Consider the following 12540-nt stretch of genomic DNA (forward strand, 5'->3'; position numbering starts at 1 on the left):
ATTTGTATTTTCGTCGCCTACCAATTCCTCAAACCGGCGCACTCGCGGCGGCGGAGAGTGGTCTGCGCCTGTTGACTCAGGCCGCGATAGAGAAGCGGACGTTCACTGCCGATGTCGACGGCCTCGCGCCCATCGGAGCGAATTGAGCCATTTGCCCTGCCGTGCCGCTCCCGGCTAGGGCACGACGCGCAGGAGATCATTCATCAAAACAGCGCCGGTCGCCATTCTCTACCAAGCGCTTCCGCCACCGTTGATCGACGGATTGCGAAAGGACGCAAAGCCGGGCGGGTATTCGGATGGCGGCGCCGACATCGCTTTCGCATTGCGGACGGCAGGCGTGGATATGGTCACGCCCAGCTCCTCGCCGACCCTGCCAAGGCACTCGATTGGGTGTTCCCCGACACGCTCGAGGGCATCCGGAGCGCACGCGCTGCGGGCGCATCGGTCCTGTGGGCGAACACGGTCCTGTTCGAAGGACATCCGCTGGAGACGGCGATGGCCGACTTCGACATCGTCGGGCAGATCCCCGCCGCAATGCAGGCGTTCGACGACAAGTTTGAGACCAACCAGCTCCTTGCCGAGGCTGGCCTGCCGGTAGCGCGATCGTTTCTGCTGTCCGGCACGGGCAGGGAAAACGTCTGTGCGCTGGCCGATGTCGAGCAGGCGTGTGCTTCCCGCGGCATGTCCTTTCCGATGATCGTCAAGCCGGTGCGCGGCCGTGGCAGCCAAGGCGTAACCCTGGTGGAAAACTTCGGCGATTTGCGCGATGCCGCGACTGCGCTGATCGAGGCTGCCACCTTCGGCGACATGCTGATGGTGGAGGAGTTTCTTGGCGGTGACGAGATGACCGTCACCGTCATGCCGCCCGCGTCCCCTCGCCCGGACGTTTCGCGGGCATCGACGCACTGGGCGTTGCCGCCCGTGTACCGCTTCGATCAGCGTGGCGGCGTAGCGCCGTATAATGGCGACGTTCCGGTTACAGCCAACAGCGTCGCGATCGACCCCGATCGGCTGCGCGATCCCGCAATCGCGACGATGATCGATAGCTGTGTAGCGGCGGCCGCGCTGGTCGACGCTCGCACCGCGATCCGGATCGATTGCCGGGCCAATCGCGATGGTATTTTCAGATTGTTCGACCTCAATATGAAACCCAACATGACGGGGCCGGGCCGGCCGGGGCGCGAAGATCAGGACTGCCTGTCGGCGATCGCCGCCCGCGCCAAGGGGTGGAGCTACGTTGATCTTTTGCAGGCGATGCTTGCTGCCAAATGGAGGTTCGATTCCTCGACCGAGGCTTAGCTACGCAAATTATCTATTGCGCGTGGCCTGCCTATACCTTCGTGAAAACGCTCGCACGATCTGCTCTGAGTGACGTGCCCACATGACATTTCTGTCATTTTGGGTTTACGCAGCCCTGCCAGCCGGTTTAGGGGACGCCCTTCTAAAGGGTGGCAAGGTGATGATGCGGAAGGCTATTTTTCTTTCCGTGGGCGCGTGCCTGCCGCTGTTGGCGGCGTGCAACCGACACCAGTCGACGCTCGCGCCGTTCGGCGAGGAAGCGGACAAGGTTCTCTCGATCACCATCGTTCTGGTGATCGGCGCGATCATCCTCGCAGGCGGACTCGCGTTGCTGATGCGCCACGCGATGCGCGCGCCGGAAGGTCGGCTGACGCACAAGGGCGGGATGAAGTTGGTGCTGTGGCTCGGCGGCATCGGACCTTCGATCCTGCTGCTGGGCCTGCTGCTCTACGCCCTCCCAGCGATGCGGCCGCGCGAGGTTGCCAACAGCGACCTGCGGATCGGCGTCGAGGGCGAGCAGTTCTGGTGGCGCGTCCGTTATGCACCGCCGGGCGGTTCGGTTGTCGAGACCGCGAACGAATTGCGCCTGCCGGTCGGGCGCACCGTCGAACTGTCGCTCCGCAGCCCCGACGTCATCCACAGCTTCTGGGTGCCGGGACTCGCCGGCAAAATGGACATGATCCCCGGCCGCACCAACCGCCTCGTCGTCCGCGCGACCAAGGCGGGGACGTACCGCGGCGTCTGCGCGGAGTTCTGTGGGCTCGGCCATGCGCTGATGGCGTTCGACGTGATCGCGATGGAGCCGGCCGCATTCGAGCACTGGCTCGCCGATCAGCGCAAGCCCGCGCTCGTCATCGCATCGCCGGGCGCGCGGACCTTCGCGAGTTACGGCTGTAGCGGTTGCCACAGCGTCCGCGGCGTCGGCCCCGTCGCGAAGATCGGTCCCGACCTGACGCACTTCGGCTCGCGCCCGACGCTCGCCGCGGGCGTGCTGTCGATGACGCATGCCAACATAGCCGGGTTCGTCCGCGATCCGGGCAAGACCAAGCCCGGCGTGCGGATGCCCGCCTTCCCGCAGATGTCGGCCGCCGAAGCCGACCAGATCGCAAGCTACCTTCAGGGGCTCAAATGACCACCGAGAGCACCCCGTACGTCGCCCCCGACCAGAATGATCCCGCGGTCCGCAAGGCGCAGGAGGATCGTTTGCGCGAAGTCTGGAAGCCACCCTCGGGCTGGTTCTTCCACTGGACCGACGTCAACAACAACCGGATCGGCGTCTGGTACACGCTGACCGCGTTCGGCTTCATGCTGTTCGCGGGCGTACTCGCGCTGATCATGCGGACGCAGCTGGCGGTGCCGAACAACGATCTCGTCACGGCGAACACGTTCAACCAGCTGTTCACGCTGCACGGCTCGATGATGATGTTCCTGTTCGCGGTGCCGATGTTCGAGGCGGTGTCGATCATCCTGTTGCCGCAGCTGCTCGGCGCGCGCGACCTGCCGTTCCCGCGGCTGTCAGGGTTCGGATATTGGAGCTTCCTGATCGGCGGCATGTTCGTGTCGGGCTCGATCTTCTTCGACGCGGCACCCGATGGCGGCTGGTTCATGTACCCGCCGCTGACGACGCGGACCGATCTGAGCGGGCTCGGCGCGGACATCTGGATGCTAGGCTTGAGCTTCATCGAGGTATCGTCGGTGGCGGCCGCGGTCGAACTGATCGTCGGCGTGCTGAAATGCCGTCCGCCGGGCATGCGGCTCAACCTGATGCCGCTCTACGCCTGGTACATCCTGGTCGTCGCGGTGATGATCCTGTTCGCGTTCCCGCCGCTGATCGCCGGCGACGTGCTGTTCGAGATGGAGCGGCTGCTGAACTGGCCGTTCTTCAATGCGGAGAAGGGCGGCGATCCGCTGTTGTGGCAGCACCTGTTCTGGATCTTCGGCCATCCGGAGGTCTACATCGTCTTCCTCCCCTCGATCGCGCTGTTCGCGATGCTGATCCCGACCTTCGCGCAACGCCATCTGCTCGGCTATCCGTGGATCGTGCTGGCCGCGGTCGGGACGGCGTTCCTGAGCTTCGGGTTGTGGGTCCACCACATGTTCACGACCGGGCTGCCCAAGATCAGCCTCGCCTTCTTCGCGGCAGCATCGGAAGCGGTGGCGATCCCGACTGGCGTGCAGATCTTCGTGTTCATCGCGACGCTCTGGGCAGGTAACGTCAAGAAATCGACGCCTTTGCTATACGCGAGCGGAAGCCTGGCCGTGTTCGTGATCGGCGGGCTGACCGGCGTGATGGTGGCGGTCGCGCCGTTCGACTGGCAGGCGCACGACACCTATTTCATCGTCGCGCATCTCCACTACGTGCTGATTGGCGGCACGCTGCTGCCGCTGTTCGCCGGGCTGTATTATTACTGGCCGCTGGTGACGGGGAAGAAGCTGTCGGACCGGCTCGGGCGGATCGCGTTCTGGATTATGTTCGTCGGCATGAACCTGACCTTCTTCCCGATGCACCTGTCGGGCCTGCTCGGGATGCCGCGGCGCGTGTTCACCTATCCGGAGGAACTCGGCATCGGCGGGCTCAATCTCGCCTCGACCGCGGGCTCATACCTCTTTGCGCTCGGCGTGCTGATCGTCTGCATCGACCTCGCGCTGTCGCCGCGTCGCCCGAAGGCGCCGCGCAATCCGTGGAACGCTGGCACGCTCGAATGGTTGGCGCTGCCCGACGACGAAGACTGGGGTATCCGCTCGGTGCCGCTGATCGAGAGCCGCTATCCGATCTGGGACCAGAAGAACTTCGTCCAGAAGGTCGACGAGGGGCGGTTCTTCCTGCCCGACGCGGAGGAGATGCGGCGCGAGTCGATCATCACCACCGTGCTCGACGCGCGCCCCCTCCAGGTGATCCGCCTCGGTACGCCGAGCGTGAAGCCGATGATGACCGCGGTCGCGCTGGCAGGCGTGTTTATTCTGACGACGTACCATCTCTACATCTGGTCGGCGGTCAGCGGCGTCGCGACGCTTGCCTGCGTGCTGTGGTGGCTGTGGACCGGCACCGCGGAGATCCCCGAAAAGCCGACCAAGCATATCGGCCACGGCATCGAGGTGCCGCTCTACACGTCGGGGCCATCGGCACCGGGTTGGTGGGCGATGTTCATCACGATGATGGCGGACGCGACCGCGTTCTCGGGGTTGGTGTTCGGCTATTTCTTCTTCTGGACGATCCACAACGATTTCCCGCCGAGCGGAGTCGGGCTGAACGGGCCGGGCTTGTTCTGGCCGATGGTCGCGTTGGCGCTGACTTTGACCGGTTGGGCCGCGACCGTCGGCGCGCGCGAAGTGCACCGCCGCGGCAACGTCGGTGCGGGCAGGACGCTGCTGGTCGTCGGCATCGTCGCGACGCTGTCGAGCCTGTTCGCCGGGCTTGCCGGACCCTGGTATTCGGGGCTCGATCCCGAACTCCACGTCTATCCCGCGATCGTCTGGACGCTGGCGATCTGGACTGCGGTGCATGCCGCGATCGGAGTCATCATGCAGGCCTACACGCTTGCGCGCAGCCTCGCGGGGAAGATGACGCCGGTCTATGACGCCGACCTGCGCAACATCACCGTGTACCATCATTTCCTCGCACTGACGGGCATCGTGACGTTCTGCACGATCGGCCTGTTCCCGGGGGTCGCATGACGAAGCCCGAGCGGAACTCCGACGCCGAGCGCAAACACTGGGCGCGCGACCTGAAGGTGACGCTGTGGACGCTGATCGTCCCACCGACGATCTGGGCCGTGCATTTCCTGTTCTGCTACCTGTGGGTGGCGGTGACGTGCGCGAAATCATCGACCCCAAGGACGGCGTTGACCGGCTTCCCGCTCGCGACGCTGATCGCGACCATCGTCGCGCTGCTGGGGATCGTCGCGGCGGGCTATATCGCGCGTGTGCAATCCGAGACACCGGGTGATCCGCCGCCACACGAACAGGGCACCGCGATCGACCGCCTCCGCTTTCTGGCGCTGTCGACGCGGTTGCTGGCGGGGCTGAGCTTCGTCGCGGTGATCTTCACAGCGCTGCCGGTCATCATGTTCGGCGACTGCCGATGAGACGCGCGAGCCTCGCACTGGGCGCCGTGCTCGTCCCGCTCGGCTGGGCCTTCGCCGCAGCACCGCTCGGGATGGTCGGGCACATGGCGGGTCACATGATAGCGGTCGCGGTCGCCGCGCCGTTCCTCGCTTACGGAATTGCGGGAAGCAAGTTCGACCCGGCCGAGCGCTGGCCCGCAGTCGTGACCCCACTCGCGATGTCACTCGTCGAACTCGTCGTCGTCTGGCTCTGGCACCTCCCCGCGCTGAGGCTTCGCGTCGACATGCAGCCCCTCGCGCTGCTCATCGAACAAGCGAGCTTCCTCATCGCCGGCCTCCTCCTCTGGAGCGCGGTGCTTGGCACACGCATCGGCGGCGCAACCGACCGTCGCGCGTCCGGCGTCGCAGCGCTGCTGCTCACCTCGATGCACATGACGCTGCTCGGCGCGTTGATCGGCCTCGCCCCGCGCCCGCTCTACGCGATGATGGCCATGCACCCGGCAACACACGGCCTTAACGCACTCGAAGACCAGCAACTCGGCGGCGTCGTCATGCTGATGGTCGGCGCGGCGAGCTATTTCATCGGCGGGCTCGCGATGCTCGGCGGACTGTTGAAGACACGGAGCGCGACCGCATGACGATCCGGATTACCTGGGCGCGCGCCGCCGCCGCCATCGTCGGACTAGCGCTTGCCGGGCTGTTGTTCGCCTGGTCGGGCGTGTTCAACATCGCCGCGTCGTCGGGCCATTGGAAGATCACCGACTGGTTCCTCCACTGGACGATGCGCAACTCGGTCCGCGCGCACGCCGCGTTTAGTGCGCCCGACGATCCCAAAGCGAAAGAGGGTCTCGTCAGTGCCGCCGGCCTGTTCAAGGCAAGCTGCGCCTCGTGCCACGGCGCGCCTGGCGTCCGTCCGCTGCCCGTAATGCAGGCCGCGACGCCCCCTGCCCCCAACCTCTCGATCAACGCGCGCCAGTGGACCGACAAGCAAATCTTCTGGATCCTCAAGCACGGCGTCAAATACACCGGCATGCCCGGCTGGGCCGCCAAGGACCGCGACGACGAAGTCCGCCGCATGGTCGCATTCGTCCGCCTGCTCCCCGAGATGTCGCCCGCGACCTATCGCTCGCTGACCGAAGTGCCGGGCGTCACCGATGCCAAAATCGCCACCTGCGCCGGCTGTCACGGTGCCGACAGACGTGGCCGCGGCCAGCCCGACATGCCCGTCCTCGGTGGGCAGAGTCCTGCGTATCTCCGCGCGGCGCTGGAAGCCTATGCGACCGGAAAGCGGCAGAGCGCGGTGATGGCGAACGCCGCCGCGACGCTGACGCCCGAGGACATGACGCGCCTCGCGGATCACTTCGCGGCAATGTCAGGGATCGGCGGCGTCACACCATCGGGATCGACCGCGGCTGCCCGGATCGACCGCGAGGGGTTGCCGAAGGTGCAGCTCCCCGCGTGCTCGAGCTGCCACGCCCCCGGCAAGCCCTACCCCGTGCTCGCCGGCCAGCGCGCCAGCTACATCGCCCAACGCCTCCGCAACTGGCGCGGTGACGAGACGGTGGTCGACGCGCGGAAGTCCCAATCGACGATGCCGGTGATCGCGCGTCGTATCCCGGAGGATATGATCGATCCGCTTGCGCAGTATCTCGCGGGTCGCTGAATTACCGCAGAGGCGGCGCCGTCGGCACTTGCACGCAAGGCTGTCGCCTCATGCCTACGCGTGCCTGGGATCATAGTTTAGTGCTTGCCCCCCGGAAGGCAGTCTCGAAGCTTCTCAGCCGCGTATTGGCTTTCCCAAATAAGTCCGCAGTTGGCCGCGTCGCGGTGTCACCGAGCTGTCTGCAGCGGAGCCAGGTGTGAAACCAGCCGCCGGGAAAATGTGGCGGCGGGACACACTAGACTCGCGCAACCTGGAATCCTCAGCGCTACGAGCGAAGCGGATTGCCCGAGCCCCCGGAGGGTCTCGGGCGACTGGGTACGGTACGACACCCGCACGAACCGGGCACCGGTGCTTGCGTCACGCAGGCGTTCGATCAATAGCGCCCCGCCCGGCGGAACGTCGTTGGTGGCATAGCCCGGCGCTTCCAGATCGACCCGAAACGCGGCGGCGAGCGCCGTGACGTTGGTGTCATGCCCCATGAATACCGTCAGCCGCGGTCCCGTCGAGGACAAGGATGCCAGCACCTCGCGGCCGAGCACGGCGGCTTGATGCGCGGCCATATAGGCCGGATGCGTGTACACGGCGAACAAGGCGGCATGCAGCGCGCCGAGTTGCTCGATAGTCGCAGGATCCGCGCGGCCCCAGCCAACGCTCTCGCGTGGCAGACCCTCGACCTCCTGCAGCAGCAGTACCTGCGCAATCCCGGAGGCGGCGCGGATCGGCCCCGCCAGCACGAGATCGTGGCCATCGGCGCTTGCGCTGACCGTCGGCGTGCCAGCAGGTACGCATCCCCGCTCCACCGACGTACAGCCAAGTACCTGATCGAGTCGCGCTAGCGCAGCGCCGTGACGTCGGGCGAGTGCCGCCATGCCACCCGTCTCACGGTTGATGGGTGCAATCGCTGCGCGCGCGTCGAAGGCCGTCGCCCGTGCACGCAACGGCTCGAAGATCGCATCCGCGGTGCCAAGAGGTTTGTGTTCGATGGCGAGATCGCAGCCGGGCGCAAGGCCCTCCGCATAGGCCTGCCCGCTCGCGATCGTCCGATCGGAACTGTTCGATCTGATCCGGACGAGACCCGCCGGACACCCGTTTGGCGTCATCAACCCGCGCGCCGCGAGCAACCGTCGGTCGTACGCCGCCGCCTGTTCGAGGGCCCGCACGCCATGCCGGGTGATCCGGCTTTCAGCCACAGGCCAAGCCGGCCACGGTGCACCGGTGCGGGTGTCCAACGGCACCTCGCCGTCAAGCGGCGCGCGGATACCGTGGCGCATGACCAGCACCGCCCGCTCGACCACCAGGACGCGCTTCGGCGCGGCGCCAGCGATCGTGCCGATCAGCAGCGCGGCGATGGCACACACGGTCCCGAAACCACGCGACTTCAAGTTGCACCTCATGGTTGCAGGCTGCAACCGCCGGACACGCGCACCGGACTGCAGCGCGCCATCGCCTTGCCCGGCAACGTCACCGCGAAGCCGACGTGCAGCGGGTCGGGTGCACCAGGGTAATAGTCTGTGCTGACCGCCTGCGCGCCACTCGCTGTCGCCGCACTCGCCTTGGCATAGTCGCGGCTGCGGGCTTCTGCCGTGCCAGCGTCGGTGCGGGTGCGAACGATCACGCCCTCGTCGACCCAGCGCCGGATCCGCTCGCCATCGACCAGCGGGTCCTGGACGATCTGGATCGCGGACTCGGGTTGGTCGTCCGGGTACCAGCCGAACATCGCCCGGCCGGCCAGCGACGGGTGACCGTCGCGGTAGACGTCCGAGACTGCCTTGCGCACGTCGAGCAGAACGTAGATCCGTCCCCTCGCCGCCGTCAATGTCGGCCATCCCTGCGTATGTACCGCTTCGCGCAGGCTCGCTGCCGTCCCACGCACCTCGTCCGGCGTGATCAGACGCTTACCCGGCAGCACGGACCGGATCTCGCCGTCGAGCGCATCGAGCAGAGCCTTGTCATCCAGCGGTATCGGGCTGCTGATTTCCGGCCGCTGCGATGGCGTGTCGGCGGCGTTGATGGTGATCATGATCGGCAGATGCCGCGGGTGCGCGCGCGACCAGCCGTTAACTTCGCCGAGACACCGGACCAGCGTCACGCAGGTGCTGATGTAATCCACGTCGGGAATGTGGAAGACCTTGTACCCGGGCTTGAGCATCGCCGCACGATCGAAGCTCGTCGTTTCGCCTGCGGCTTTCGCCCACGCCTCGCCCTTGGGCGACGCATAGCGCCCGCCCTGGGGGTCGGCGAAGATATCAATCTCGATCTGGCGCACTCCGCGGTCGAGTTGCTCTGCGAGCGGCAGGTGATAATAGTCCAGCCCGTCCGCCATCCGCGGCTCGGCGGCACGGATCTTCGCCATCACCGCGGTCGGTATCCGTGCCTTGAAGCTGTTGTGCGAGCCGACCACCTGAATGTCGTTCATCGCCCGCTGTGCCGAGGCGCCCGTCGAAACCAGTGCGGCGGCGGCAAGTAGCATCGACCTGAACATCAGAACTGCGCCCGCACGCCGAACAGGATGGTGCGGCCGTAATTGTTGATCTCGCCGAACTGGATTTCCTTGTCGTTATAGCTGTAGCTGTTGGCGTTGGCGATGTTGATCGCCTCGACGCTGAAGGTCAGCGCGTTGGTGGCGCGCACCGATATGTTGCCGTCCAGCGTACCGAATGCCGCGACGAAGGTCGGCACCTGCGTGGTGCTGCCGACGCCCGACAGATATTTGTCGCGCCACGTATACGAGATGCGCGCCGCCAGCGGCCCCTTGTCGTAGAAGCCGACGACGTTGAAGCTGTTCTTCGACAGGCCGATCAGCTGGTCCTTGATCGGGCGCGCACCCGCCGTGTAGTTCGCCTGCACCGAGGTGTGGGTGTAGGACGCCTGGACGCCAAGCCCGTCGAACGGCGCCGGCAGGAACGTGAAGACCTGGTTGTACGCCGCTTCGGCACCATAGACCTTGGCGCTGCCGCCGTTGACCTGCGTGCTGAGCAGCACCGTTCCGCGGCCTGGAATCTCGACGTTGATGTTCTGCGCGGTGATGTAGTCGTCCATCGCCTTGTAGAACAGCGCGCCGGTCAGCGATCCGGAGCGGTTGAAATACCATTCGAGCGAGCCGTCGAACTGGGTGGCGAGGAACGGCTGCAAGGCCGGGTTGCCACCGCTTGCCGTGGCCTGATCGGTAGAGACGGTGATCTGCGGTGCGCTCTGCGTGACGTTCGGCCGCGTGAGCACGCGACTGGCGGCAAGGCGCCCGACCAGATCGCGAGTCAGCTCGGCGCGTAGGTTGAAGCTCGGCAACCAGTTGCTGAACGTCTGCGGAAAACGTGCCGGCGTGACGACGTTACCGGCAGTCAGATTGCCGCTCGCCAACTGATCGGTGTGGACGTAGCGCACGCCGACATTGCCGGTGACAGCCACGCTGCCGACCGGAAACGCATAGTCCGCACGGACATAACCGCCTGCCGTCTTCTCCGTCACGACGTAAGAAGCGCGCAGGTCGCCCGCCGACAGCGGGCTGTTGGCGATCGCGTCGGTGAACAGCTTGTCGTAGAACACGCTGGTGATCGGCACGAGCCAGGTCCGCGGGATGTTGCCGCCGACGCCCGACAGGAAATCGTCGAACGGGAGCTGCTCGAAGCCATTGGGTGCGAAACCGGTCAGCGACGTGTTGGCCGCCGGGTTCACCGTGAAGTCGCGACGGCTATAGTCTCGCTTGCGCCAGTGATATTCGCCGCCCGCCGCCAGCTTGGTGATGAGGCCATCCATGTCGTGATCGACATCGAGCCGCCCGTAGGTGTCCCAGTCCTTGCTGTTCTTCGGCGCGATGTTGAACGGGTAGAGCGTGTAGTTGGCGGGATCCAGGACGTTGACCGGCGTGGTGATCGTCGGAGCCACCTTGTAGCCGCCCGACGAGTCATAGGTCAGCGGCGCGAAGAACTGGATACGGCTGCGCACCGTGCCCTCGGCGTAGCTGGGGTGATAGCTATGCGCGAACGACCAGTTGGCGTTGGCGACGACGTTCCAGCCCTCAGGGGTCCAGGCCTGCTTCAGCCCCACCGTGATCAGATCGTGCCGGTTGAGGCTGTATTCGCGCGTGCCCATGAAGCGCACGTCGTTGATCGTCGCCGCGACCACGCTATTGCCGTCGAGCTTGACCGAACCGGGCACCAGCACCGGCTTGTGACCGGCAACGCTGGCGTCGTCGGGATAGATATCGAGGCCATATTCGTCATAGGCGATGTCGAGCCGCGTCGCGAGCACGTCGAGCGTCGTCTCAAGCTCAGGGCTGGGCTTCCACTGCGCCGAGATCATGCCCGACAGGCGCTTGCGATCCTCGGTCTCCACAGTCGGCCGAGTGCGCCCCGGCGTGTAGAAGCCCTTGCCCAGCGCCGACGCGAACTTATCGAGATACCAGCCGGTGTTGTAGGAGCGGTCGTTGCGGACCTCCTTGCCCCAATATTGCGCGCCGGCGAGAATGCCGAACGTGCCGTCGTCGGTCTTGGCGCTGATCAACGCCGTGGCGTTGGGCTTCACCTTGTCGGTCAGCGTCGTGTAGGTGCCGCGCAGGTTCAGCGTGGTCTTGTTGCCGACGTCGAGCGGACGGAACGTCTTCACGTCGATATTGCCGCCCAGCGCGCCCTCGGTCATGTCCGACGTCGGCGTCTTGACCACGTCGATCTGCGACACGAACTCGGCCGGCAGCATCTCGAACCGGAACTGGCGACCGTTGGCCCCGCCATTCTCGATCAGGTCGTTGATCGCCACTGGGCGTCCGTTGAGCAGCGTGCTCTGGAACTGCGGACCCAAGCCACGGACGCTGACGTACAGCCCCTCGCCGCGGGGGCGCGTGATGGTGACGCCTGGAATGAGTTGGAGCGCCTCCGCCACGTTCTGCGCCGGAAACTTGCCGATGTCGGTCGCGTTGATCGCATCCACGCCGTAGCCTGCCTGCCGCTTGGTCTCGGTCGCCGCGGCGAGGCTTCGCGCATAGGAGCCGGTAACGACGATATCCCCTGTCGTGTCCGCGTCTGGAATGCCGGCGGTATCAGTGGCGCGGGTTTGCCCCGTGCTGGATGCGCTAGCGCTGGTCTGCGCGTTAGCCGAATGCGTTGCGCCCAGAGCCGCAAGCGTAAGCGGCAGCGTCGCCCAAAGCAGGCGCGAATGTTTCAACATGTCGAGTATTCTCCCCCGGACCGACCGGTCCGAACGAGCGGGGCTCTAGGACGCGGATGTTGCGGGCTGGCGGCATTATAGTTTCACTGCCGTTACGGTTTTACTTCCGACGTGTTGCATGACGATTTTTACACGCGCCTGCGGACACCGGAGCCGCCCAACCGACGCTAGGCTGACAAGGGTTTGATGAGCACGCACATTTTCGTGCGAAGGTTCGGCGATGGCACTGGAACGAGACCAGGGACATGGCTGACGCAGCAGCCTCAGCTCAGGTCATCACATCCCGAGGCCCCTGCATTTGGAATAAATCTTTTTCTGGTTGATCAGGCGATTCCACAGTCAAACCACTTGAAA

At 65.5% G+C, this 12540-nt stretch carries 9 protein-coding genes; 6 read left to right on the forward strand and 3 right to left on the reverse strand.

What is annotated here, in order from left to right:
* Positions 1-111: 111 nt before the first annotated feature.
* The 6 genes from C8J42_RS17620 (at position 112) to C8J42_RS17645 (ending at position 7026) form a co-directional block, all read left to right on the forward strand.
* The gene (locus tag C8J42_RS17620; RefSeq protein ID WP_243644576.1) at positions 112-1299 is read left to right on the forward strand and encodes a biotin carboxylase; all 1188 of its coding nucleotides are present in this window, start codon (positions 112-114) and stop codon (positions 1297-1299) included.
* Positions 1300-1462: 163 nt separating this feature from the next.
* A complete protein-coding gene (locus C8J42_RS17625; protein ID WP_133021138.1) occupies positions 1463-2431 on the forward strand; it encodes a cytochrome c oxidase subunit II in 969 nt (322 codons plus the stop codon).
* Positions 2428-4974 (forward strand): cytochrome c oxidase subunit I, encoded by a 2547-nt coding sequence (gene ctaD / locus C8J42_RS17630; RefSeq protein ID WP_133021139.1) that lies wholly within the window; start codon positions 2428-2430, stop codon positions 4972-4974. The genes C8J42_RS17625 and ctaD overlap by 4 nt, the downstream gene beginning before the upstream one ends.
* The gene (locus C8J42_RS17635) at positions 4971-5384 is read left to right on the forward strand and encodes a hypothetical protein (protein WP_133021140.1); all 414 of its coding nucleotides are present in this window, start codon (positions 4971-4973) and stop codon (positions 5382-5384) included. The genes ctaD and C8J42_RS17635 overlap by 4 nt, the downstream gene beginning before the upstream one ends.
* Positions 5381-6001 carry a cytochrome c oxidase assembly protein gene (locus C8J42_RS17640; protein WP_133021141.1) on the forward strand — a complete coding sequence of 207 codons (621 nt, stop codon included), beginning with the start codon at positions 5381-5383 and terminating at the stop codon, positions 5999-6001. Before C8J42_RS17635 ends, C8J42_RS17640 begins: the two co-directional genes overlap by 4 nt.
* Entirely contained in the window at positions 5998-7026 is a 1029-nt protein-coding gene (locus C8J42_RS17645; protein WP_133021142.1) for a c-type cytochrome, read from the forward strand. The genes C8J42_RS17640 and C8J42_RS17645 overlap by 4 nt, the downstream gene beginning before the upstream one ends.
* Positions 7027-7193: 167 nt before the next feature.
* On the opposite strand, the gene C8J42_RS17650 is transcribed toward C8J42_RS17645, so the two are convergent.
* The 3 genes from C8J42_RS17650 to C8J42_RS17660 are packed head-to-tail and all read right to left on the reverse strand — an operon-like array spanning position 7194 to position 12186.
* Positions 7194-8408: a histidine-type phosphatase gene (locus C8J42_RS17650; protein ID WP_133021143.1), complete on the reverse strand. Its 1215-nt coding sequence runs from the start codon at positions 8406-8408 to the stop codon at positions 7194-7196.
* Between the two features lie 8 nt (positions 8409-8416).
* Positions 8417-9508 carry a Ca2+-dependent phosphoinositide-specific phospholipase C gene (locus C8J42_RS17655; protein ID WP_133021144.1) on the reverse strand — a complete coding sequence of 364 codons (1092 nt, stop codon included), beginning with the start codon at positions 9506-9508 and terminating at the stop codon, positions 8417-8419.
* Positions 9508-12186: a TonB-dependent receptor gene (locus C8J42_RS17660; protein WP_133021145.1), complete on the reverse strand. Its 2679-nt coding sequence runs from the start codon at positions 12184-12186 to the stop codon at positions 9508-9510. The genes C8J42_RS17655 and C8J42_RS17660 overlap by 1 nt, the downstream gene beginning before the upstream one ends.
* Between the last annotated feature and the right edge of the window lie 354 nt (positions 12187-12540).

This window comes from Sphingomonas sp. PP-CE-1A-559 (assembly GCF_004340965.1).
GTDB lineage: Bacteria > Pseudomonadota > Alphaproteobacteria > Sphingomonadales > Sphingomonadaceae > Sphingomonas.

Coding starts and splice junctions, on each gene's coding strand:
- C8J42_RS17625 (WP_133021138.1), top strand. CDS start 1,463: ATGCGGAAGGCTATTTTTCTTTCCGTGGGCGCGTGCCTGCCGCTGTTG.
- C8J42_RS17640 (WP_133021141.1), top strand. CDS start 5,381: ATGAGACGCGCGAGCCTCGCACTGGGCGCCGTGCTCGTCCCGCTCGGC.
- C8J42_RS17620 (WP_243644576.1), top strand. CDS start 112: ATGTCGACGGCCTCGCGCCCATCGGAGCGAATTGAGCCATTTGCCCTG.
- C8J42_RS17660 (WP_133021145.1), bottom strand. CDS start 12,186: ATGTTGAAACATTCGCGCCTGCTTTGGGCGACGCTGCCGCTTACGCTT.
- C8J42_RS17635 (WP_133021140.1), top strand. CDS start 4,971: ATGACGAAGCCCGAGCGGAACTCCGACGCCGAGCGCAAACACTGGGCG.
- C8J42_RS17645 (WP_133021142.1), top strand. CDS start 5,998: ATGACGATCCGGATTACCTGGGCGCGCGCCGCCGCCGCCATCGTCGGA.
- C8J42_RS17655 (WP_133021144.1), bottom strand. CDS start 9,508: ATGTTCAGGTCGATGCTACTTGCCGCCGCCGCACTGGTTTCGACGGGC.
- ctaD (WP_133021139.1), top strand. CDS start 2,428: ATGACCACCGAGAGCACCCCGTACGTCGCCCCCGACCAGAATGATCCC.